The 21,930-nt window shown below is 64.0% G+C and carries 25 protein-coding genes; 10 read left to right on the forward strand and 15 right to left on the reverse strand.

Annotation, left to right across the window (positions count from 1 at the left end):
• Positions 1 to 945: an ABC transporter permease gene (locus tag PVV74_RS02630; protein WP_274592126.1), complete on the forward strand. Its 945-nt coding sequence runs from the start codon at positions 1 to 3 to the stop codon at positions 943 to 945.
• On the forward strand, positions 945 to 2,225 hold the full coding sequence (locus PVV74_RS02635) for an amidohydrolase family protein (RefSeq protein ID WP_274592127.1): 1,281 nt from the start codon (positions 945 to 947) through the stop codon (positions 2,223 to 2,225). The genes PVV74_RS02630 and PVV74_RS02635 overlap by 1 nt, the downstream gene beginning before the upstream one ends.
• A 175-nt stretch (positions 2,226 to 2,400) precedes the next feature.
• Here the strand turns inward: PVV74_RS02635 and PVV74_RS02640 are convergent, their stop codons facing one another.
• Both PVV74_RS02640 and PVV74_RS02645 read right to left on the reverse strand, forming a co-directional pair.
• Positions 2,401 to 2,859 carry a phasin family protein gene (locus PVV74_RS02640; RefSeq protein ID WP_103761633.1) on the reverse strand — a complete coding sequence of 153 codons (459 nt, stop codon included), beginning with the start codon at positions 2,857 to 2,859 and terminating at the stop codon, positions 2,401 to 2,403.
• Positions 2,860 to 3,020: 161 nt separating this feature from the next.
• Complete coding sequence (locus tag PVV74_RS02645) at positions 3,021 to 4,829, reverse strand: PHA/PHB synthase family protein (RefSeq protein ID WP_274592128.1); 1,809 nt, start codon at positions 4,827 to 4,829, stop codon at positions 3,021 to 3,023.
• Positions 4,830 to 4,988: 159 nt separating this feature from the next.
• Here PVV74_RS02645 and phaZ point away from each other — a divergent pair, with 159 nt between their 5' ends.
• Positions 4,989 to 6,287, forward strand: a complete 1,299-nt coding sequence (phaZ, locus tag PVV74_RS02650; protein WP_103761635.1) for a polyhydroxyalkanoate depolymerase — start codon at positions 4,989 to 4,991, stop codon at positions 6,285 to 6,287.
• Positions 6,288 to 6,524: 237 nt separating this feature from the next.
• Here the strand turns inward: phaZ and PVV74_RS02655 are convergent, their stop codons facing one another.
• From PVV74_RS02655 to PVV74_RS02680, 6 genes are all read right to left on the reverse strand, one after another.
• The gene (locus tag PVV74_RS02655; protein WP_274592129.1) at positions 6,525 to 7,253 is read right to left on the reverse strand and encodes an alpha/beta fold hydrolase; all 729 of its coding nucleotides are present in this window, start codon (positions 7,251 to 7,253) and stop codon (positions 6,525 to 6,527) included.
• A 94-nt stretch (positions 7,254 to 7,347) separates the two neighbouring features.
• The gene (locus tag PVV74_RS02660) at positions 7,348 to 8,319 is read right to left on the reverse strand and encodes an alpha/beta hydrolase (protein ID WP_274592130.1); all 972 of its coding nucleotides are present in this window, start codon (positions 8,317 to 8,319) and stop codon (positions 7,348 to 7,350) included.
• Positions 8,316 to 9,068 (reverse strand): alpha/beta fold hydrolase, encoded by a 753-nt coding sequence (locus tag PVV74_RS02665; RefSeq protein ID WP_274592131.1) that lies wholly within the window; start codon positions 9,066 to 9,068, stop codon positions 8,316 to 8,318. Before PVV74_RS02665 ends, PVV74_RS02660 begins: the two co-directional genes overlap by 4 nt.
• A gap of 71 nt (positions 9,069 to 9,139) precedes the next feature.
• A complete protein-coding gene (locus tag PVV74_RS02670) occupies positions 9,140 to 9,319 on the reverse strand; it encodes a hypothetical protein (protein ID WP_274592132.1) in 180 nt (59 codons plus the stop codon).
• A gap of 165 nt (positions 9,320 to 9,484) precedes the next feature.
• Entirely contained in the window at positions 9,485 to 10,720 is a 1,236-nt protein-coding gene (locus PVV74_RS02675) for an MFS transporter (protein ID WP_274592133.1), read from the reverse strand.
• A gap of 24 nt (positions 10,721 to 10,744) precedes the next feature.
• On the reverse strand, positions 10,745 to 10,930 hold the full coding sequence (locus tag PVV74_RS02680) for a hypothetical protein (RefSeq protein ID WP_103761897.1): 186 nt from the start codon (positions 10,928 to 10,930) through the stop codon (positions 10,745 to 10,747).
• Positions 10,931 to 11,261: 331 nt separating this feature from the next.
• Between PVV74_RS02680 and thrS the strand changes: the two genes are divergently transcribed.
• Positions 11,262 to 13,241 (forward strand): threonine--tRNA ligase, encoded by a 1,980-nt coding sequence (gene thrS / locus PVV74_RS02685; protein ID WP_274592134.1) that lies wholly within the window; start codon positions 11,262 to 11,264, stop codon positions 13,239 to 13,241.
• 65 nt (positions 13,242 to 13,306) lie between these two features.
• Here thrS and PVV74_RS02690 read toward each other — a convergent pair whose 3' ends face one another.
• The gene (locus PVV74_RS02690; protein WP_152474383.1) at positions 13,307 to 13,675 is read right to left on the reverse strand and encodes a hypothetical protein; all 369 of its coding nucleotides are present in this window, start codon (positions 13,673 to 13,675) and stop codon (positions 13,307 to 13,309) included.
• A 20-nt stretch (positions 13,676 to 13,695) separates the two neighbouring features.
• Positions 13,696 to 14,007, reverse strand: a complete 312-nt coding sequence (locus PVV74_RS02695) for an arsenate reductase family protein (protein WP_274592356.1) — start codon at positions 14,005 to 14,007, stop codon at positions 13,696 to 13,698.
• Positions 14,008 to 14,216: 209 nt separating this feature from the next.
• Between PVV74_RS02695 and PVV74_RS02700 the strand changes: the two genes are divergently transcribed.
• Positions 14,217 to 14,423: a cold-shock protein gene (locus PVV74_RS02700; protein WP_103761643.1), complete on the forward strand. Its 207-nt coding sequence runs from the start codon at positions 14,217 to 14,219 to the stop codon at positions 14,421 to 14,423.
• 33 nt (positions 14,424 to 14,456) lie between these two features.
• On the opposite strand, the gene PVV74_RS02705 is transcribed toward PVV74_RS02700, so the two are convergent.
• The 4 genes from PVV74_RS02705 to PVV74_RS02720 all read right to left on the reverse strand — a co-directional run bounded on the left by PVV74_RS02705 (position 14,457) and on the right by PVV74_RS02720 (position 16,765).
• Positions 14,457 to 14,753 carry a hypothetical protein gene (locus tag PVV74_RS02705; RefSeq protein ID WP_274592135.1) on the reverse strand — a complete coding sequence of 99 codons (297 nt, stop codon included), beginning with the start codon at positions 14,751 to 14,753 and terminating at the stop codon, positions 14,457 to 14,459.
• 174 nt (positions 14,754 to 14,927) lie between these two features.
• The gene (locus PVV74_RS02710) at positions 14,928 to 15,206 is read right to left on the reverse strand and encodes a hypothetical protein (protein WP_274592136.1); all 279 of its coding nucleotides are present in this window, start codon (positions 15,204 to 15,206) and stop codon (positions 14,928 to 14,930) included.
• A 279-nt stretch (positions 15,207 to 15,485) separates the two neighbouring features.
• Positions 15,486 to 15,974: a dihydrofolate reductase gene (locus PVV74_RS02715; RefSeq protein WP_274592137.1), complete on the reverse strand. Its 489-nt coding sequence runs from the start codon at positions 15,972 to 15,974 to the stop codon at positions 15,486 to 15,488.
• Positions 15,974 to 16,765: a thymidylate synthase gene (locus PVV74_RS02720; protein ID WP_274592138.1), complete on the reverse strand. Its 792-nt coding sequence runs from the start codon at positions 16,763 to 16,765 to the stop codon at positions 15,974 to 15,976. The genes PVV74_RS02715 and PVV74_RS02720 overlap by 1 nt, the downstream gene beginning before the upstream one ends.
• 234 nt (positions 16,766 to 16,999) lie before the next feature.
• On the opposite strand from PVV74_RS02720, the gene PVV74_RS02725 reads away from it, so the two are divergent.
• The 5 genes from PVV74_RS02725 to PVV74_RS02745 all read left to right on the forward strand — a co-directional run bounded on the left by PVV74_RS02725 (position 17,000) and on the right by PVV74_RS02745 (position 21,434).
• Positions 17,000 to 17,986 carry a thymidylate synthase gene (locus PVV74_RS02725; RefSeq protein WP_274592139.1) on the forward strand — a complete coding sequence of 329 codons (987 nt, stop codon included), beginning with the start codon at positions 17,000 to 17,002 and terminating at the stop codon, positions 17,984 to 17,986.
• Positions 17,913 to 19,367: a surface lipoprotein assembly modifier gene (locus PVV74_RS02730; protein WP_274592140.1), complete on the forward strand. Its 1,455-nt coding sequence runs from the start codon at positions 17,913 to 17,915 to the stop codon at positions 19,365 to 19,367. The genes PVV74_RS02725 and PVV74_RS02730 overlap by 74 nt, the downstream gene beginning before the upstream one ends.
• Before the next feature lie 81 nt (positions 19,368 to 19,448).
• Positions 19,449 to 19,877, forward strand: coding sequence for a VOC family protein (locus PVV74_RS02735; RefSeq protein ID WP_274592141.1), 429 nt, complete (start codon positions 19,449 to 19,451; stop codon positions 19,875 to 19,877).
• Positions 19,878 to 19,986: 109 nt separating this feature from the next.
• On the forward strand, positions 19,987 to 20,691 hold the full coding sequence (locus PVV74_RS02740; RefSeq protein WP_245890380.1) for a DUF1194 domain-containing protein: 705 nt from the start codon (positions 19,987 to 19,989) through the stop codon (positions 20,689 to 20,691).
• Complete coding sequence (locus tag PVV74_RS02745; RefSeq protein WP_103761648.1) at positions 20,688 to 21,434, forward strand: DUF1194 domain-containing protein; 747 nt, start codon at positions 20,688 to 20,690, stop codon at positions 21,432 to 21,434. Before PVV74_RS02740 ends, PVV74_RS02745 begins: the two co-directional genes overlap by 4 nt.
• On the opposite strand, the gene PVV74_RS02750 is transcribed toward PVV74_RS02745, so the two are convergent.
• Positions 21,428 to 21,928: a MarR family winged helix-turn-helix transcriptional regulator gene (locus tag PVV74_RS02750; RefSeq protein ID WP_103761649.1), complete on the reverse strand. Its 501-nt coding sequence runs from the start codon at positions 21,926 to 21,928 to the stop codon at positions 21,428 to 21,430. The genes PVV74_RS02745 and PVV74_RS02750 overlap by 7 nt on opposite strands.
• Positions 21,929 to 21,930 lie beyond the last annotated feature (2 nt).

Consider the following 21,930-nt stretch of genomic DNA (forward strand, 5'->3'; position numbering starts at 1 on the left):
ATGGACATCTTCGAAATCCTGCTTTCCGCCAGCTTCTGGACCGCCGCGATCCGCATCGCGAGCCCGTTGATCTTTGCCACGCTGGGAGAACTGATCTGCGAGCGTGCGGGCGTGCTGAACCTCGGGATCGAGGGGATCATGGTGGCCGGTGCCTTTGCCGGTTGGATGGCGGTCTATTCCGGTATGGGGCTGTGGATGGGCGTGGCCGTGGCGATGGTGGTGGGGATGCTGTTCGGGTTGATCCACAGCCTGCTGACTGTGCCCTTCGGCCTGTCGCAGCATGTGGTCGGCCTTGGCGTGACGCTGCTGGCGACATCCCTGACCTATTACGCCTACCGCCTGGCGTTGCCCGAGGTCACGAGCCCGCCCAAGATTGACGCCTTCCAGCCTTTCGAGATTCCGCTGTTGTCCGACATCCCGCTGATCGGTCCGGCGCTCTTCGCGCAGACGCCGCTGACCTACCTGGCATTCATCCTGGTGGGCGTCGTGGCGCTGGTGCTGTATCGCACGCCGCTGGGCCTGGCGCTGCGCGCGGCGGGGGAAAACCCGGCGGCGGTGGCGGCGCAGGGCCTGTCGGTGACCGGCATCCGAATGGGCGCGGTGATCGTGGGCAGCGGGTTGATGGCCGTCGGCGGCGCGTTCCTGACCATGTCGGCCTTTGACAGTTTCTTTTTCGAGATGGTCAACGGGCGCGGCTGGATCTGCATCGCGCTGGTCGTGTTCGGCGCGTGGAAACCGGGCAAGGCGCTGTTGGGCGCGATCCTCTTTGCCGCGTTCGACGCGCTGCAGATCCGGGTGCAGCAGACGCCGCTTGGGGCCGACATCCCTTACCAGGTGTTCCTGATGATGCCCTATTTCCTGTCCATCCTGGCGCTGATCGTCATGTCGCGCCGGGCCGAGGTGCCGGCGGCACTGATGGTGCCGTTCAACAAGGGGGAACGCTGATGTTTGATCTTATCGTCAGGGGCGGCACGCTGCCGGACGGGCGCGTGGCGGATATCGGGATCGAAGGCGACAGGATCAAGGCGGTCGAGGACCTGTCTGGCGCCGAGGCCCGCGAAGTGATCGAGGCGGAGGGCGATCTGGTCAGCCCGTCTTTCGTCGATCCGCATTTCCACCTGGACGCGACGCTGTCCTATGGGCTGCCACGGATCAATGCGTCGGGCACGTTGCTGGAGGGGATCGGGCTTTGGGGCGAGTTGAAGCAAATCGTCACGCAGGACGAGATGGTCGAGCGCGCGCTGTCCTATTGCGACTGGGCGGTCAGCCAGGGATTGCTGGCGATCCGCAGCCATGTCGACACCTGCGATGACCGCCTGCTGGGCGTCGAGGCGATGCTGGAGGTGCGCGAGCGGGTCCGCGACTATATCGACCTGCAGTTGGTGGCCTTTCCGCAGGACGGCTTCTACCGCGATCCGACGGCACGGGAAAACACGATCCGCGCGCTTGATATGGGCGTTGACGTGGTGGGCGGCATTCCGCATTTCGAACGCACCATGTCCGATGGCGCGGCCTCGGTGCGCGAGCAGTGCGAGATGGCCGCAGACCGAGGCCTGATGGTCGACCTGCATTGCGACGAGACGGACGACCCGATGAGCCGCCACATCGAGTCGCTTGCCTTCGAGGCGCAGCGGTTGGGGTTGCAGGGCCGGGTCACGGGCAGTCACCTGACCTCGATGCATTCGATGGACAATTACTATGTCTCGAAGCTGCTGCCGCTGATGGCCGAGGCCGGGGTGGCCGCCGTCCCGAACCCGCTGATCAACATCACGCTGCAGGGACGGCACGACAGTTTTCCCAAGCGGCGCGGCCTGACCCGGGTGAAGGAGATGCAGGCGCATGGGATCACCGTGGGCTGGGGGCAGGATTGCGTGCTCGATCCGTGGTACTCGCTGGGGACAGCGGACATGCTGGACGTCGCCTTCATGGGATTGCACGTGGCGCAGATGACCAGCCCCGAAGAGATGGCGCGGTGTTTCGACATGGTCACGCACCAGAACGCCGCAATCCTGGGGCTGGAGGGGTATGGCATCGCGCCCGGCAAACGCGCCTCATTGGTCGTGCTGGATGCCGGGTCGCCGATCGAGGCGTTGCGCCTTCGGCCCGCGCGCCTCGCGGTGATCTCGAACGGCAGGCTGGTCAGCCGGATGCCGCGCGAGGATGCGGCGCTTTCCCTTCCGGGGCGCGCGTCGACGGTGCGCCGGCGGCACGATCCCGGCAGGTGACGGCGACGGGCCCGGCCCGGGCAGTGCCGTGACTGGATGCGATGCCATCTGCCGTCCCTGCCCTCCCCGGCAACGGACGCCAAAAAGGGCGAGCCCGGGAGGCTCGCCCTTCGGTGTTCCGGGCCAAAAGGGAGGAAGATGGCCCGTACTCGTTAAACCGGTTACCGGTCCGCGCTTACTTGGCTGCGGCGGTCGAGGCTTTCTTGGCCGCGGCGGTCGCGTCGTCGGTGGCTTTCTTCACGGCTTTGGTGGCGTCTTCCTGGAAGTCTTTTCCAGCAGCCATCATCAGCTCGACCGTGTCCATCTGGACTTTCTTCGCGATCTCGGCGAAGGCGGCCATGTGCTCGGCAGCCGTTTCAGCGTTGGCCGACGCGAAGTCGGTCATGGCTTTGGCGTAGTCTGCCGGCTCGGATTTCGCCTTGGTGACGTCTTGCAGCTTGGTCAGGGTTTCCTGGGTCCATTTGCCCGACAGCTCGGCCGATTTGGTGGCGGCTTCGAGGGCGACGCCCGACATTTTCTCGCTCAGAGCGGCTTGGTTCTTGAACGCTTCTTCCATCGCTTTGGTGTCGACGGGGAACGCGCCCATCACGTCTTTCATCATCGCGTTGAAGTCTTGTGCTTGTGCTTTTGCCATTGGTACGGCTCCTACGTGTTCGGTTTCAGTCGTGTTCTGTTTGCAAGCGGTTGGTCCGCTTTTTTGCATCTGCAGCATATATAGACGCCGCAACGCAGCATTGCAACCCCTTTTGCTGCACTGCAGCAAAACTTTCACACAGTTGGAAAAAGCGTTTCGCGTCAGGCGTTTGCCTTGCGAAGCACGTAGGTTCCGGGCGCCGGACCAAGGCTGGGATGCTCGGAATCGCCCGGTTCGCGGGCCTTAATCTTGGTCCCCGAGCGCTTGCGCAGCCAGGATTCCCACATCGGCCACCAGGAGCCTTCGCGCTCTGTCGCGCCCGCCAGCCACTCTTCGGGCGTGGGCGGCAGGTCCTTGTTCATGTAATAGCCGTACTTCTTTTTCGACGGCGGATTGACGATGCCGGCGATGTGGCCGGACTCGGACACGATAAAGCTGCGGTCGGTCGATCCGGTCTGCATGAAGCCGCGGTAACAGTCGCGCCAGGCGGCGATGTGATCGCTTTCGCAGGTGACGGCCAAGATCGGCACGGTGACATCGCTGATATGCACGGTTTCGCCGCACACCTTCATGCCCTTGTCGACGAAGGCGTTGGCCTGGCAGAGGTCGCGCAGGTATTGCTTGGTCATGTCGCCGGGCAGGTTGGCCCCGTCCCCGTTCCAGTAGAGCAGGTCGAAGGCGGGCGGCGTTTCGCCCATCATGTAGCTGCGGATCGCGGGCTTGTAGATCAGGTCATTCGAGCGCAGGAAGGACATGGTGCGCCCCATGATGAAGGAGCGAAGCACGCCCTGTTCCTCGACTTCCCGCTCGATACCGTCAACGAAATCGTCTTGCAGGAAAGGCACGAATTCGCCCTGCTCGCCGAAATCGGTCAGCGCGGTGAAGAAGGTGGCGGACTTGACCGAATTGTCGCCGCGCTTGGCCATCAGCGCCAGCGTCAGGTGCAGGGTGGTGCCGGCGATGCAATAGCCCACGGCGTTGACCTGTTTTTCGCCAGTGATCGCCTTGGCCTCGCGGATGGCGGTCAGGAACCCCTCCTCGATGTAATCGTCGATAAGGACGTCCCTGTAGGACGCGTCAGGATTGACCCAGGACACGACGAAGAGCGTGTAGCCCTGATCGGTGATCCACTTGATCAGGCTGTTTTCCTTCTTGAGGTCGAGAATGTAGTACTTGTTGATCCAGGGCGGAAAGATCACCACGGGAGTCTTGTGGACCTGCGCGGTGGTGGGCTTGTACTGGATCAGCTCCATCATGCGGTTGCGATAGACCACCTCGCCTTCGGTCACGGCAACGTTTTCGCCCAGCTTGAAGGCGTCCTCGTCGCACAGGCGCACGACCATCTCGCCCTTGTTGGCCTCGAGGTCCGACACGAGGTTTTCCAGCCCCTTCACCAGGCTTTCGCCCTCGGTCTCGAGCGCGCGTTCCAGCGCGTCGGGATTGGTGCCGAGGAAATTCGTCGGGCTCATCATGTCGACGATCTGGGAGGCAAAGTAGTTCAGGCGCTTGCGATCCTTGGGATCGAGGTCGTCGGCCTCGGCCACGGCCTTTTCCACGGCCTGCTTGTTGAGTGCGTATTGCTTTTTGACCAGCCGGAAATAGGGGTGCGTCTTCCACAGGGGATTCGTGAAGCGCTTGTCACCTTCCAGCGGGTCGGAGTCGTCCTCTCCGGCATCGGCCGGGGCGTGGCCTTGCAGCAGCGCCTGCTGGGCCTCCATGAAATGGCGCACGGATTTGCCCCAGTATTCCAGCTGCTGTTCGTAGATCTTGCCCGGGTTCTCCATCAGGGCCTGCCAGTAGGAGGCTGCTGCGCGTGCATAAAGCTCCTGGCCCGGGCCGTTCAACTCGGGTGCGGGGGGATTTCGGTGGCTCAGCGCCTGCACGAGCCTTTGTGACAAGGCCTCGACCTTTTCGAGATTTTCGTTCATCCGCTCCAGATTTTTTTCTTCGGCGGTGTCGGGCGTTGCCATTTCTGCGAAATCCTCTACTCTTTCTGCTATGCAGCATGGCGCGGTGGGACCGCGTCTGGTATGCATGTGTTAACGTCGCCCCGCGTATACTGGCCCTGCGAGCCTGTGGGACTGCGACGAATGGAACCAACTCGGCCGGCCCGGCCGAAGGAGTAAGTAATGCGTTACATGGCCACCTACGACCTGATGGAAACCATCCGCAACACCAACCAGTGGCTGGGCGCTACGGCCTTTTCCATGGCATCTTACCCCATCTTCGCGCTGACCCCAAACCCCGCGTTTCAATGGCTGGCCGCCTGGGGCGAAGTCACCGAGCGCACGTTCCAACGCATGGTCGCCAAGCCCGACTGGGGGATCGAATCGATCACCGGCGAGGACGGGCGCGACCACCTGATCAGCATCGAGACAGTGGTGGACAAGCCCTTTGGCGACCTCATTCACTTCAACGTGCAGGGCCGGGACGAGATGGACCGCCGCGTCTTGCTGGTGGCGCCGATGTCCGGACACTACGCAACTCTGTTGCGCTCGACCGTGAAATCGCTGCTGCCCGATTGCGAGGTTTACGTGACCGACTGGCACAACGCGCGCGACATCCCCGTCAGCGCGGGCAAGTTCGATGTCGAGGATTACACGCTTTACCTGATGGACTTCATGCGCGAGCTGGGCAGCGATCTGCACGTGATCGCCGTGTGCCAGCCCGCGCCGCTGACCCTGGCCGCGACCGCCTATCTTGCCGAGTTGGACCCCGATGCGCAGCCCCGGTCGCTGACGCTGATCGGCGGGCCGATCGACCCCGACGCGACGCCGACGGAGGTGACGGATTTCGGGCATAGCGTTACCATGGGCCAGTTGCAGGAGACGATGATCCAGCGCGTCGGCTTCAAATATCCGGGCGTGGGGCGCAAGGTCTATCCCGGCCTGTTGCAGCTGTCGTCGTTCATGTCGATGAACGCCGAGCGTCACAGCCAGGCCTTCCTGAACCAGATCAGCCGCGTGGCGCAGGGCGAGGCCAGCGACCGCGACCCGCACAACAAGTTCTACGACGAATACCTGGCCGTGATGGACATGCCGGCGGAATTCTACCTGTCGACGGTCGAGCGCATCTTCAAGGCGGGCGAGATCGCCAAGAACGCCTTCGTGGTCGATGGCCACAAGGTGGATATCGGCGCGATCAGCAAGGTCGCGGTGAAGACGGTCGAGGGCGGCAAGGACGATATCTCGGCGCCCGGACAATGCGTGGCGGCACTGGACCTGCTGACCGGGTTGCCCGACAGCATGAAGGCCAGCCACCTGGAGCCCGAGGCGGGCCATTACGGCATTTTCGCGGGCCGGTCGTGGCGCAACAACATCCGGCCGCTGGTGCTGGATTTCATCGACGCCAATTCCGAGGATCCGGCGGCGCGCAGCCGCACGAAGCCCCGCAAGAACAGGAAGAAGGCGAAGATCGCGGCGGAGTGAGGTCGGTCAACCCCTGGCGGAGAGGTCCCGGACCAATTCCGGGACGACGGGATTTCAGTTGGGGGCCGCGGGACTAAGGCGCGGCCCTGCCGCGCCGCCGCGCGATCGCCATCCCGCGGCTTGGCAATCGCTCGGCTTGGTCAAACGCCCGTCATCCGGGACTTGATCCGGGATCCCGTGGCCTCGAACCTACTCGGATCGAGCCAGGGACGACGTCGGGTGCCGAGTTGACCCGCCCTACCCCGCCTCGACCCGCTTTTGCAGAACCAGCGGCTGTTTCAGCCACACGCGCAGCGCGGCTGTCACCGCCTCGGGCGTTTCCAGTGTCGGCAGGTGTCCGGCCTCCTGCACCAACGCCAATTCGGCATAGGGAATGAGGCCGGCCATGAATTCGTGCCGCTTCACCGGCGTAAGCGTGTCGTGCACGCCGCACATCACCAGCGTCGGCACGGTGATCTTGCGCAAGGTCGCCTGATAGTCGCGGCGGCGTTGCAGGGCCCGGACCTGCCGGGTGATCGCATCGGCCCCGAGGTTCTCGGCCATCTTGGTGACCATGTGCATAATCGAGGTGCGGTCGGCATTGGGAGCCAGGTGGTCTGGACGCAGCAGCGTCGAGACGGCCTGATCGATGAAGCCTGCGCGCAGCTTGGTCACGATGGGCTCGTAATTGGCCGCCGATTGGGGCGTTTCGGCCAGCGAGTTCGTGTCCATCAGGCAAAGGCGCGTCACCCGGTCGGGCGCACGGCGCACGATCTCCAGCGCGACGATGCCGCCCATGGACAGCCCCGCCAGCGCAAAGCGGCGCGGCAGGTGATCGAGCAGGCCCGAGGCGATTTCCTCGATCCGGTCGCCGTGGGAAATGGGCGCGACGGTCACGGGCAAGTAGGGGCTGAGCGCCGCGATCTGGGGGCCGAACAGGCGTGCGTCACACATCATGCCCGGCAGAAACACCAAGGGGTCTTTCATTGCTTTGTTCCTTAACCTGCCCGCGCGCTCTGCGCTGTTTTATGAAGGTGATTCTGCCACAGGCTTTGCGGAAAACCAAGAAAAGTTGCGCACTTTACGGCAATCCGCCGATCCAGTCGAGAATGGCCGTGACGGCGGGCCCGGTGCCGGCCGGCGAAAGGATGTCGCCGGCGATGACGTGGGCCAGCGGGTCCATCCCCGGCCCTTTCGGCGGTCGCGCCAGCGAGACTGGGCCACCCCAATCTGTGCGCACGGCGTCGGTGGCCGTGGCGTCGACGACCTGGTCATCGGCGTCATAGTAGAACAGCGCGGGGATGGTCGTTTGGCTGTAATCGGCACGTGCAGCGGCCTGCACGGCGGCCGCCACGGGCAAGGCGGCCACGGAAGGATAGCGCGTGGTCCAGTGGGCGGCCTGTTCGGCGTTCTGCGGCTCGAAGCTGCGCTCCTGCCCCGCAAGCAGTGGCGCCCAGTACCGCGCGGCGGGCCATGTCAGCAGCGACGCCATGGCGTTGTTTATGCCGAAATTGGGAGCGACGAAGACCATGCCCGCAACGTCTTTGCGCATGTCGGGGTCGAGCGCGGCAAGGGCCGCGAAAGTGGCGCCGGTGGAGGTGGCGATCACGACCACGCGGTCGCCGGTGGCGCGGCCCAGCGCCAGCGCCTCGGCGGCGTCGGCCATCCAGTCGGCCATGCTGGCCTCGGTCATGGCAGCGCCATCGCGGCCGTGGCCGGTGAAGCGGGTGAAGACAAGGTTGGCATTCAAACTTGTGGCCACGCGGTCGGGGACCGGGCGGATTTCCTCGGCGCTGGCGGAAAAACCGTGCAGGTAGACGATGGAGAGGTCCGTGCGCGTCTCGGCATCCCCGGCCCAGACGATGCGCTTGGTGGTGGCGGGGCGCAGGTTGGGGACACCGCTTTCGGTGCTTTCAAGATAGACGCCGATCCCTTCGCCGAACTTGCGCGGGTCGAAATCGGCGCTGAGCGTCACGGGTTCGCGCGGGCCGAAGAGCCAGAGCGCAGCGATCATCAGTGCCAGAAGGCCCAGAACCCGCGCGAACCATTTCACCCAAGACGCTCCAGCACGTCCTCGATGGAGCGTGTGATGAGCGCGAGGCAATCGGGGTCGGAAAAGCGGTGATCGGCCCCGTCGACGAGCGTGAGGCGCATGTCCTTGCCCTTGGCATGGTCCAGCAGACGCAGGGCCACGGACATGTCCACATCCGCATCTGCGGTGCCCTGCAGGAACCGCACCGGGAAAGGCAGCTTGAGGTCCGCGCGCAGGACAAGGTTGTCGCGCCCGTCCTCTATCAGCCGGTGGGTGATGATGTAGGGCTCGTCATAGTCGCTGGGCAGGGCAAGGCGGCCCTTGGCCTTCAACTCGGCGCGCTGCGCCTCGGTGAAACCGGCCCACATGCTGTCCTCGGTGAAATCCGGCGCGGCGGCGACGGTGACCATGCCGGCGACGCGGTCGGGGATCGCGCGGGCCATGAGCAGGGCAATCCAGCCGCCCATGGAGGAGCCGACGAGGATCTGCGGACCGTCGGTCAGCTCTTCGATCACGGCCTGCGCGTCGGCGGCCCAGTCACCGATGCAGCCGTCGGTGAAGGCTTCGCTGCTTTGTCCATGTCCGGAATAGTCGAACCGCAGAAAGGCGCGGCCCGTGCGCTTGGCCCAGCCTTCCAGATGGATGGCCTTGGTGCCTTCCATGTCCGACTTGAAGCCGCCGAGAAAGACCACGCCCGGCCCGTCGCCGTCAGTCTTGTGATAGGCCAGACGTCGCCCTTGGGGCGAGGTAAGCGTCTCTGTCTCTGACATCGGTGTTCCCCTTCGAGGTTTGACGGGAACCTGTCACCCTACGCGCGGCGTTTCAAGCCGCTTGGGCCGTGTCAGAGAATGGAGCCGATGGTGCGCTCGATCCGGTCGAGCGTGTATTCCCGTTCGCGCCCCGGTTTGTCGGCGACGGCGCTGGCCGGGAAGCCGAGATAGGTGGTTCCCGCCGTTTCGTCGGGATTATCCGCATCACCGGAGTCGCCGGTGCTGTCGGAGCTGGTGTCGTGACGTGTCATATTCGTTACCGTTCGTTTTCTTCCGCGTCTGAGGCTCATCAGGCCTGTGAATGAAGCTAGCATCTCATGGAAGAATGAAAATTGTCTTTTTGTCACAATATGTTACAGTGAACATTCGCATACAGGAGAATACGGCGCGATACAATTGTATGCAGATGTATGCCGTTATTTGACATCGCGAAGGCCGAGCGCGGCCAGCCCGCCTAGGGCCGACATGGCCGCAAACCCGATCAGGGCGGCGTTCGGACCGACCCAGCTGAGCGCGCCACCAAAGGCGCCCGCCAGCAGCAGGATGATCCCGATGGCAAGGTTGGCGACGGCGGAATTCACGGTGCGGCGATCCTCGGGCGAGATGTCGACAAGATAGGTCGAGCGTGCCTGCCGCACGCCGTGATAGGCCACCATCAGCACGAAGAGAACGCCGGGTATTATTGCGGTGGTCTGGGCCCATCCGGCAAGGTTGACGGCGACGCCCGCCGCCATGGCCAGCGCACCCAGAAGCCCCGCCACCAGCAGCATCAAGCGGCTGGAGCGGTCGGCGAGCCAGCCCCAGGCGTAGGAACTGACGAAGCCGGCGGCCGAGGACGCCACCAGCAGCGCCCCCAGCGTGCGCAGGTTGTTGTCGTCGCCTTGCGTGGTCATAACCGCGAGGAACGGCGGTGCGAGAGCGGTGGCCGTCAGCAGGCCGCGCACGAGGATGAAGCGGCGCAGGTTGGCATCTTCGCGGATCACGTCGCGAAAGCGGTGCAAGCCGGTGTCGTTTTGCGGGGTGCTGTCGTCCTCATCGAGGGTCGAGAAGATGAGTGCGGCGGCAATCCAGAGGCACGAAGCCAAGGCGATGGCGGCGATCACGGCGGTCTTGGTCTGGATGAGCCCCGAGAGCATCAGCCCGGCAAAAACCAGCACCGCGATGGACGCGGCCGAGCCTGCCATGCCGGTGACCGCGCCGCGCTTGGTCTGGCCGACGGTCTTGCCGAGGATGTCCTTGTAGGAGACCGAGCAGGCCGCACGGAAGAGCGCCAGCGTGGCCAAGAGCACGCAGATGGCGAGGCCCGCCGCCCAGCCTTGCAGGAAAATGGCCGAGGCGGCGATGCCCGCGGCCATGCACCCCTGCCCCGCGCTGCCCGCGACCCACATCCAGCGGCGTTGCTTGCGCTGTTCCAGCCACGGCGCCAACAGCACCTGCGGCAGCAGCGCCCCGGCCTCGCGCAGCGGCACCAGAAGCGCCACGAGGCTGCCGGGTGCGCCAAGCACGCCCAGAAGCCAGCTGAGCACCAGCTTGGGGTCTATGAGGCCATCGGCGATTTTCGTGAGGCTTAGAGAAAAGATATGCCGAAGCCCGTTGCGGGCCTCGGCCTTGTCACTTTCCTGTCCTGTCAGTCGTTCGAATGTGCCTTGCACTGCGCACCTTGTCGTTGAGGCTGGTTAGCCTCCGACATAGGGCGCGGACTTGGGACGGTAAAAGATTTTCTGGTTGTGCAGCCGTCCCAGCAGGTCGTGGATGCGGCGGGTCACCGGCTCGGGCTGGTTGACCTTCGAGCTGTGCAGGGCGCTTTCGATCAGCTCCATGTCTTCGACGGAGAGTTCGAATTTATCGTTGTAGCGGGCCATGTTCATCTGCTCCTTAACGTTGTCGCGGCGTGCGATAAGTAAAACGAAACGCACGTTTCGTATTGGTTATATAGGAGTTCGCGCCACGTCGTAAAGTATATTTTCAGTCGCCTTTTCAATACCTTACAAAACGACCCGCTGCGACGCGGCATGTCGGATTCGCATGCATTTGCACACCGAATCCACTCAAAGGACACCAAGCCCCTGCCCCGAAAGCACTCTTTGGGCAGGGCGTGCTTGACTTGGCCCCTGGCCCGCGCCAAAACCCGGGCCAAGACCATAACCCGCAACCGGGCGTTCCGTGGGCGCCAAACTGACGAGGAGGCCAGACATGGCTCAGATCTCCCTTACCCTTCCCGATGGCAATGCGCGGCAATACGACGCCGGGATCACCCCCGCCGAAGTGGCCGCCGATATCTCGACCTCGCTGGCCAAGAAGGCCATTTCGGCCCATGTGGACGGCAAGCACTGGGATCTGGCCTGGCCCATTGAGCGCGACGCGCAGATCGCCATCAACACGATGAAGGACGAAGAGGCCGCCAACGAGCTGGTGCGCCACGACCTTGCGCATATCATGGCCCGCGCGGTGCAGGAGATCTGGCCCGAGACCAAGGTCACCATCGGCCCGGTCATCGAGAATGGCTGGTATTACGATTTCGACCGCGCAGAGCCGTTCTCGCCCGAGGATCTGGGCGCCATCGAGAAGAAGATGCGCGAGATCATCAACCTGCGCGACCCCGTGCGCACCGAGGTGTGGGAGCGGGACCGCGCGGTGCAGCACTACAAGGACAATGGCGAGCCCTACAAGGTTGAGCTGATCGACGCCATTCCGGGTGACGAGCCCTTGCGGATGTATTGGCATGGCGACTGGCAGGACCTGTGCCGGGGTCCGCATTTGCAGCACACCGGACAGGTGCCGGCGGATGCGTTCAAGCTGATGTCCATCGCAGGTGCGTATTGGCGCGGTGACAGCAGCCGCCCGATGCTGCAGCGGATTTACGGCGTGGCCTTTACCGGCAAGGAAAAGCTGAAGGCATACCTGAATTTCCTGGAAGAGGCCGAGAAGCGCGACCACCGCAAGCTGGGCCGCGAGATGAGCCTGTTTCACATGCAGGAAGAGGCCCCCGGACAGGTCTTTTGGCACCCGAACGGCTGGACGATCTATACCCAGCTTCAGGATTACATGCGCCGCAAACAGCGCGCGGGCGGATACCGCGAGATCAACACGCCGCAGGTCGTGGACCGCAAGCTTTGGGAAAAATCCGGGCACTGGGACAAGTACCAGCACCACATGTTCATCGTGGAGGTGGACGAGTCCCGCGACGGCGAGGATGACGACGCGAGCGTCAAGAACAAGGACCAGACGCGGATCAACGCGCTGAAGCCGATGAACTGCCCCTGCCACGTGCAGGTTTTCAACCAGGGCCTCAAATCCTATCGCGACCTGCCCTTGCGGCTGGCCGAGTTCGGGTCCTGTGCCCGGTTCGAGCCATCGGGCGCGCTGCACGGGATCATGCGGGTGCGCGGGTTCACCCAGGACGACGCGCATATCTTCTGCACCGAGGAGCAGATCCAGGAGGAATGCGCACGGTTCATCGACTTTCTGGCGGATGTCTACCGCGAGCTGGGCTTTCCGGAATTCGAGATCAAGTTCGCCACGCGCCCCGAAAAGCGCGTGGGCAGCGACGAGTCCTGGGACTACGTAGAGGGCGCGCTGGAGAACGCGATCAAGGCGGTGGGGCGTGACTATACGCTGGAGCCGGGCGATGGCGCGTTTTATGGCCCGAAGCTGGATTTCTACCTGACCGACGCGATCGGCCGGGTCTGGCAGTGCGGCACGTTCCAGGTGGACCCCAACCTGCCGGAGCGGCTGGAGGCGACGTATATCGGCGCGGATGGCGAAAAGCACCGGCCCTTCATGCTGCACCGCGCCTGCCTTGGGTCGTTCGAGCGGTTCGTCGGCATCCTGATCGAGAACTGGGAAGGCAAGCTGCCTTTCTGGCTGGCCCCCAGGCAGGTGGTCGTGGCCTCGATCGTGTCCGAGGCGAACGAGTGCGTTCTGGACGTGGTCGAACAGTTGAAGGCCGCGGGCGTGCGGGCCGAGGCAGACCTGCGCAACGAGAAGATCAACTACAAGGTCCGCGAGCATTCGGTGGGCAAGGTGCCGGTGATCCTGGCCGTGGGGATGCGCGAGGTCGAGGAAAAGACCGTGTCGGTGCGGCGGCTGGGCGAAAAGCAGACCAGCGTGCAGAGCCTGGAGGAGGTCACGGCATCGCTGGCCAAGGACGCGACGCCGCCGGACCTTGCCTGACGGTATCGGTTGGGGTCACCCGCCCCGGGCTTGACCCGGGGCGGTGTCGCCCACAAGCGGGCGTTTCAGAAATGCGCCTTGGGCTCGTCCGGTTTGCCGGCGGCGATGGCCAGCAGACCGGCCAGCCCGACGAAGCCGATCGGGAAAAGCGTGAAGGGGCCGATGCCGAACGTGTAGGTCATCAGCCCCGCCGAGATCAGCATCAGGATACCGCCCCAGAGCGCCCGCGCCTTGGCCATGGCCGCCCCGGCAATGGCCAGGAGCGGCGAGACGAAACTAGCGGTGCGCACCAGCCCCTCGCGGTCGAGCGCGGAAGCCAGCCCCTCGACCTCGCCGTATTCGCGGATGAATTCAGTATAGCCGAAGCTGAAGAAGCCCACGATCAGGGCGAGGCAGCCGCCGATGATCCCCAAGACAAGTGCCGCGTTGCGCATGGGTCTGTCTCCTTTGCCTGTCAGGCCAGCGCGGCCTGCACGTCCTTGCCCCAGCCGAGGTAGAGTGTACCGCCGTCGTCGATCAGCGGGCGTTTCATCAGCGTGGGATACGCGGCGAGCAGGTCCAGCGGATCGCCTGCGCGCTCGGCCTCGCCGAGGCTACGCCAGGTGGTGGAGCGGGTGTTCAGCAGGGCTGCGCCGAATTGTCCATGCGCCCGGGCGAGGACATCGGCGGGCACGCCATCGGCGCGGACATCGCGCAACTCGGCATTCGGCAAGGATTTCAGCGCCTTGCGGCAAGTATCGCAGTTTTTCAGCCCGTAGAGGATCATTTTCGCTCCGCTCACGTTTTCATCAGTTCACCCCTATCTAAGCATCCATGCGGCGTGTTTCACTTGCTTTTTACGTGATGCGCCCAATCTTCTTGTACGTGGTCTTGGTTCTGCGTCCCGCGGCCTTTGGGCCGACATGCGGGAACGCGGGCCCTTGGCGGCACAGCCCGGCTTAGCCGGGAAAGACAACGGCAAGAAGGAGAAGCGGAATGCCGACCGGCACCGTGAAATGGTTCAATACGACAAAGGGCTATGGCTTCATCGCCCCTCAAGAAGGCGGCAATGACGTCTTCGTGCATATCAGCCAGGTGGAACAATCCGGCATGACCGGCCTGGCCGACGATCAGAAGGTCGAATACGAGCTTCAGGACGGCCGCGACGGTCGTCCCATGGCGGTCAACCTCAAAGCGGTCTGATCCCGCCGCAGGCCCTGGCGACGCAGCACTTTTTCAGGCCGGGTTCTCGGCCTGAACTTTATCCCAGTTTTCCCCCATCGCGACGATGCAGGACGTGCCGGTGGCATAGGCCACCACGAGCGTCCAGCCGCCGCTCTCATCCGTCCAGACCTCCATCACCTGATCGGGCCCTTGCGTGCCACGGGCAAAGCGCGTCACGCCGAACTGGCGCGACAGCTTTTGCGTCAGGGTGTGGCTGGGTTCGCAGAGAATGTCCGCGATCGGGCTGGTCGCCGCCGCGGGCGTGGCGCCGAGGGCGATCAGCGCAAGGCCGGTGATATGCCTGAACATGGGGCTGCTCCTGTCGTTGACTGCACCTGGGATGTAACAGATTTGCGACAGCACGTATAGCCCCCGTATATACGCAGGATATACGCTGTGGATTTCGGGGCGTTGATAAGGCACGAAAAAAGGGCGCACGCGGCGTACGCCCTTTTCCAAACTTCCGGGTCCGCCTGTTGCAGCTCAGAAACAGCCCTTCTGCCCTTCGGGACAGTTGTAGGAGCGGCGCGCCTTGTGGACATAGTGCTTTTTCTTCGGCACCGGGTGCTGCATGACCTGACGATAGCTTTGCGACTGGTTCGGGGTGCCGCAGGAGATCATGCCGCCAAGCGACACCGGTTGCAGGCCGCCGGGACAATAGTTTTCCTTGGAATGATAAGGATAAAGCTTGCCATCGGCGAGCGCCGGCCCGGCGGTGACGGTCGCGGCCAGGGCGACCAAAATGGGTTTGAGAATGCGCATAAGGTCCTCGTTCGTTATAAATTTTTTTCGGCCCGTCCCACGGATACCAGATATGGTACGCGATGGCCGGGGTCTGTCAATTTCTAATGTTAAAGCGATTGGTGCGGATGCCTGGACAAAGGCTGTGGCGGGACGCGCCCGACCTGGAGGGCGCTTTGGCCGGGGTGGTCAATGTGCCGCGAACAAGACCGCACGCCGGTCATAGGGCGAAGGACCTCACCATCGCGCCCTCCGGGGGGAGGTCGGGCGCGGCCCGGCAGAGCCGGGCGGGACGCGTGGTCAGCGTTTGCGCAAAAGCTCCACCACCTCACACCGCGGCCCCTCTTCCTGAAGCACAAACCGCACGGTTTCATCCCACTCCGACGCATCATACTCCGGGAACCACGTGTCGGCGTCCTCGACGGCCAGGTCGACCTCGGTGATCACCAGTCGGTCGGCGCGGGGCAAGAGGCTCTCGTAGATCCCCGCCCCACCGATGCCGCAGATATGGGCGTAGCCGGCGGCGTGCCCGGCGGCGATGGCGCTGTCGATGGAGCGGTGGACGTGCTCGGCGCCGTCGGGCGTGCCCGAGGACACGACCAGGTTCAGGCGGTTCGGCAGGGGGCGGAAGCGTTCGGGCAGGCTTTCCCACGTGCGGCGACCCATGATGCAGGCGGTGCCGGTGGTCTCGCGCGAGAAGAACTTGAGGTCGGCGGGGATGTGCCACGGAATACCCCCCTGCCGCCCGATGGCGCGGTTGCGGTCGGTCGCCACCACAAGCGAGATCATCAGACCGCCACCGGCGCGGAAATATGCGGGTCGGGATCGTAGCCGGTGATCTCGAAATCCTCGAAACGGAAATCGAAGATCGATTTGACGTCACGGGTGATCTGCAGCGTCGGCAAAGGCTTGGGCGTGCGGGAGAGTTGCAGTTTCACCTGGTCTACATGGTTGGAATAGATATGCGCGTCGCCGAAGCTGTGCACGAAATCGCCGGGCTCGTAGCCCGTGACATGGGCCAGCATGTGCAGCAGCAGCGCGTAAGAGGCAATGTTGAACGGCACGCCCAGGAACATGTCGGCCGAGCGCTGGTAGAGTTGCAGGTGCAGCTTGCCCCCCGCGATGCGCACCTGCCAGAGCGTGTGACAGGGCGGCAGCGCCATGTCGGGCACATCGCCCGGGTTCCAGGCCGAAACGATCAGGCGGCGGCTGTCGGGGGTTTCGCGGATCATCTCCATCAGGGTTTCGATCTGGTCGATCTCGCCCACCGGGCCGGGCCAGTGGCGCCACTGGTGGCCGTATACCGGGCCCAGATCGCCATCCGCGTCCGCCCATTCATCCCAGATGGAAACGCCGTTTTCCTTGAGATAGGCGATGTTGGTCTCGCCCGAGAGGAACCACAGCAGTTCGTGGATGATCGAGCGCAGGTGCAGTTTCTTGGTGGTCACCAGCGGAAAGCCGTCGGCCATGGCATAGCGCGATTGCAGACCGAAGGCCGAGATCGTGCCGGTGCCGGTGCGGTCGGTCGAGGGCACGCCATGCGCCATCACATGGGCCAATGCGTCGTGGTATTGCTTCATCGGGTCTTTCCGCCTTTGGGCATTTGCAGGGCGCGGACAACTAATGCGAGTCGCACCCCACTATATCTTGTGAGACGGTGCAAACAATCCTCCAGATCGGGTGGCGGTTGCAAAGCAACACCCCCTGATTTTCCGCTTTCAGCCCATGAGAAAAACTTTGACTTTGCCCGCTAGCCCCCTGAATCTCGGGCAAAACAAAGAAAAAACGAACACATATTGAGGGCAGTACTCATCATGAACCGTTTCGTGGCATCACTCGTGCTGCCAGCGTTTCTGCTGGCATGTGGCGGGGGCAGCAACCCGTTCACCCAGGACCCCGCGGCGCCGGATCCCGGCCCCGGAACCGGAAACGGCGGGGACGAAGACAACCCCGTCACCGCCGCAGGCATCCCGACGGTGCTGGCCGGCGATGTGGGCCAAATAAGCTTCAACGCAACCGCCGGGACCATGACGGTGACAGGCCTGACGCAGGATGGCTCACCCGTTCCGCTCACATACCGGCGACGCCCCGGGCTCGATCGGAACGGTTATCAGGCCTATACGTACCAGGACGATCCCCTTGACCGACACGTGACGGCCTACGCCGCCGAAGCGAATAACGGCTCCGGCGTCCGCGCCGGTGTGGCCGCCTCGGGCGGGCCCCGGAACCGCTATTTCGGCGGTGGCTACTATGAACGCGACGGCGCCTACTCTCCCGGAACGGGACAGGTCAGCTACGCAGGCAACTATGTGGGCGTGACCAATCGCGACGGGAGCAGCGAAGATCTCGCGCCCGTGCCCGCCGGTACTCCGGGCCAGTTGGTCCCCTCCCAGGCAGCCGAAGTCACCGGTCGCGTGTTCCTGAACGCCGACTTTGCCGACGGTGCGGTCGAAGGCAACGTCATCAACCGTCAGCTTGTCGATGGCGGCACCGCCTTGCCGTCGCTCGTGCTGATCAACACGCCGATCGACAGCGAAGGTACCTTCCTGGGTTCGGTCGAATACGAAAGCAGCGAGTTTCCCGGAGAAAACGTCGTCGGCCAGCGCATCGGTTCCTATGGCGGGATCTTTGGTGGCACAAACGCATCTGGCGTGGCCGGTATCATCCGCCTCGAAGAGTTTGACGGACCAAACGATGTCGTGCTGGGCGCCGACTCGGAAGAGGAATATGGTGTCTTCGTTCTCGATCAATGTGGCCAACCTGTTCAAGACGCCGTGGGCTGTGCCGGCACGAACCCGTAACGCACGCGGAGCCGCCGCACTGGCGCTGATTGCGGCGCTGTCGGCCTGGGGGCTTTCGGCCCCGGCCGACAGTGTCGATACGTCCGATAGTGTGGAACTGTCCCTGCCCGAGGCGCAGGCGCTGGCCGTGGAGGCGCTCAAGCAGAACCGCCCGAAACTGGCCTATCGCCTGAGCGAAGGGCTGCTGCAGGCGAACCCGCGCGATGGCCGGGCGCATTACACGCAGGCGCTGGCATTCGCGCAGGTCAAGGCCTATGGCTTTGGCCGCAAATCCGCCCGCAAGGCATTCAACACGGCCCGGACCCCGGTGCAGAAATACGAGGCGGCGCATCTGGCCTCGCAGATGGCCTATGCCGACGACCGGTTGACCCTTTCGCAGTTCTGGCTGCGCCGCGCGGTGCAACACGCCCCCACCGAGGAGGTGCGGAAGGATTCAATCAAGGCGTTCCGCACGGTGCGCGCCCATAACCCGCTGAACTTTAAGCTGAAATTCTCGGTCTCGCCGTCGGACAACGTCAACAATGGGTCCAACAGCCCCTATAACATCATCGACGGCGTGCCGGTGGTGGGCGTGTTGTCGCCCAGCGCGCAGGCCATCGACGGCATCGTCGCCACGACCGATCTGCAAGGCAGCTATCGCATCGCCTATGGCGAGCGGTTCATGACACGGCTGACCGGGCGGGCCTATACGCGGCAGGTGAAGTTCAACAATGCCGTGCCGGGGCTGAGCGGGTCGGACATTTCCTCCACGCGGTTGCAGGTTGGGCTGAACCATATCCTGGTCGACCCGTCGAAGCGTGGACAGTGGGAATTCGATCTCACCGGAGGGCGCATCTGGTACGGCGACAGCCCGCTCTACGACTTCGCACGGCTTGGGGTCGAACGGCATAATCGCTTTGGCGAAAACACGCACCTCAGCTTTGGCAGCGCGGTCGAGTTCCAGGAAGACGAGACCTGGCCCTATAATGACGCCATGCAATACGAGGGTTTCGCACAGCTGAGTTACAAGCTGGCGAACGGCGCGCGCATCGGCGGGTACCTCAATTACCGCACCACCGACACCGACGGCGTGAACCAGGCACGCGATCAATGGACCGGGATTGTCAGCTACACGATGGGGCGCGAGATCGGACCCGCCAAGCTGAGTTTTCAACTGGGCCACAGCATCGTCGACTATGACACGTACCGGATCATCGGCCCCGTCCCCGGCGGACGCAGCGACAATAGCACCTTCGGCGGGGTCACGGCCAGTTTCCAGGACTGGAGCTATATGGGCTTCGTGCCCACCGTGTCGCTGAATACCGAGGCGACGGAGTCGAACATCAGCCGGTTCGACGTGGACGAGACCTCGGTCAGTTTCGGCATCCGCTCGGAATTCTGAGGGCCCTGCCCCGCTCTGGACAGCGCGGCGCTTTCGGCTAACTGTGGTGGGAAAATCCAAAATCAAAGGAGCCGCACGCTTATGGCGCTGAAATACCTGCACACGATGGTCCGGGTGAAGGACCTGGAGAAATCCATGGCCTTCTACGAACTTCTTGGCCTGAAGGAGACCCGGCGGATGGACAGCGAAGAGGGCCGCTTTTCGCTGATCTTCATGGCGCCCCCGGGACAGGAGGACTGTCCGATCGAACTGACGTACAACTGGGACGGCGATGATGAGCTGCCCGATGACAGCCGGCATTTCGGGCATCTGGCCTATCGCGTCGATAACATCTACGACATGTGCAAGCATCTGCAAGACAACGGCGTGACCATCAACCGCCCGCCGCGCGACGGGCGCATGGCCTTCGTGCGCAGCCCCGACAACATCTCGGTCGAGCTGCTGCAGGAGGGTGACGCGCTGGAGCCCGCCGAGCCGTGGTCCAGCATGGAAAGTACCGGACACTGGTGATGGATCTGCACCGTCTTCCGCTGATCGCGGCGGCGGTGCTGGCCACCGCCCCTGCCCTGGCCGACGCGCTGGACGACGCGGCGCGGGACAGTCTGCGGGCGTTGACGCAGTGAGCGCGTGGCGCGCCCTGGCCGTGGTGCTGCTGGCACTGATCCCGATGCGGGCCGGGGCCGAGGGCTGCCGGCTGGCGCTGGTGCTGGCGGTGGACGTGTCCTCTTCGGTGGATGCCGCCGAGTACGACCTGCAACGTGTTGGGCTGGCCGCCGCATTGGATGCCGAGGAAGTGCGTCACGCGATCCTGCGGGGCGCACCGGGGCATGTGGCGCTGGCGGTCTACGAGTGGTCGGGGTTTTACCAGCACAAGCTGCAACTGGACTGGTCGGTGCTGGACAGCCCCGCCGCGATCGACGCGGCGGTCGAGACCTTGCTGAAGATGCGCCGCAGCCATGACGAGTTTCCCACCTCGATGGGGCCGGCGCTGGGGTATGGCGCGCAATTGCTGCAGCAGGCGCCGGCTTGCGAGCGGCGGGTGATCGACGTGTCGGGCGACGGGGTGAACAACTATCGCTATGGCCCGCGCGAGGCCTACCGGCATTTCCCGATGCAGGATGTCACGGTAAACGGGCTGGTGGTGCTGGGCGAGGACCCCAGCGTGCTGACATGGTACGGGGCCGAGGTGTTGCACGGGCCGGGGGCGTTCTTGGTCGTGGCCAACGGGTTCGACGAGTTCACCGAGGCGATGACCCGGAAGCTTTACCGTGAAATCAACGACATCATCCTGGGCAGCGTGACGCGGCCCGGACCGCACGGATGAGGTTGCGCGCGCTGGTGCTGGCCTGTGCCACGGCGTCGCCGGGACTGGGCCAGGCCGACTGCCGGCAGGCACTGGCGCTGGGAATGGATGTGTCGGGATCGGTCGATGCGGGTGAATACCGGCTTCAGACCGACGGGCTGGCCGCAGCGCTGCTGGCGCCGGACGTGCAGGCGGCGTTCCTGGCCGTCCCCGAGGCGCCGGTGCGCCTGATGATCTATGAATGGAGCGGGGTGCAGGACCAGCGCGTGCTGCTGGACTGGACCGAGATCGACAGCGCGGCGCGTCTGGCCGAGGCCGCTTCCCGCCTGCGGGCGACGCGCAAGGCCAATGGCGACGATCCCACGACAGCGATCAGCGCGGCGATCCTTTTCGGCGTGGCGTCCCTGAACCGTCAGGATCCTTGCCTGCGCCGAACGCTGGATATCTCGGGCGACGGGCCCTCCAATATAGGGCTACATCCGCGCGACCTGAACGACACCGACCTTGGCGATATCACGGTCAACGGTTTGGTCATCGGGCCGCAGTCACGCTCGAACACGTCGAAGAACCTGCATAACGTCAAATCGCTGGAAGGCTATTACCGCGCCTTCATCCTGCACGGTCCCGGCGCCTTTGCCGAGGTGGCGGAGGATCATGCCGATTTCGCCGCCGCCATGCGCCGCAAGCTGATCCGCGAGCTGCAACTGCCGAACCTGTCCCGGCTCGTGCCGTCACAGCCCGCGCGCCTGCGCCTGCCTCAATAGATATAGCGGATCTGGTCGGTCCAATAGCGTTCGACCCGGCGCAGAGCGCCGGTGATCTGGTCGACGCCGTCAAGGGTGATGACACCGCGCGATTGCAGCCCTTCTGCGTGACGCTCGAAGAGGCCGGCGACCACGTCCCGGATGCCCCGGCCCTTTTGCGTCAGCCGGACGCGCACCGAGCGGCGGTCGATCTCGCACCGCTGGTGGTGCATGTAGCCCATCTCGACCAGTTTCTTGAGATTGTAGCTGACATTGCTGCCCTGGTAATAACCGCGGGTCTTGAGCTCGCCCGCCGTCACCTCGTTGTCGCCGACGTTAAAGAGCAGAAGCGCCTGAACCGCGTTGATCTCCAACACGCCGATCCGCTCGAACTCGTCCTTGATGACATCCAGAAGCAGCCGGTGCAGCCGCTCCACCAAAGACAGCGCATCGAGATACCCTGTCATGAATCCGTCCGACCGCACCGCGGCCGGTACCTGTTGTTGAAAACTCATCC

The sequence above is a fragment of the Roseovarius sp. SK2 genome, from assembly GCF_028807495.1.
Taxonomy (GTDB): Bacteria; Pseudomonadota; Alphaproteobacteria; order Rhodobacterales; family Rhodobacteraceae; genus Roseovarius; species Roseovarius confluentis.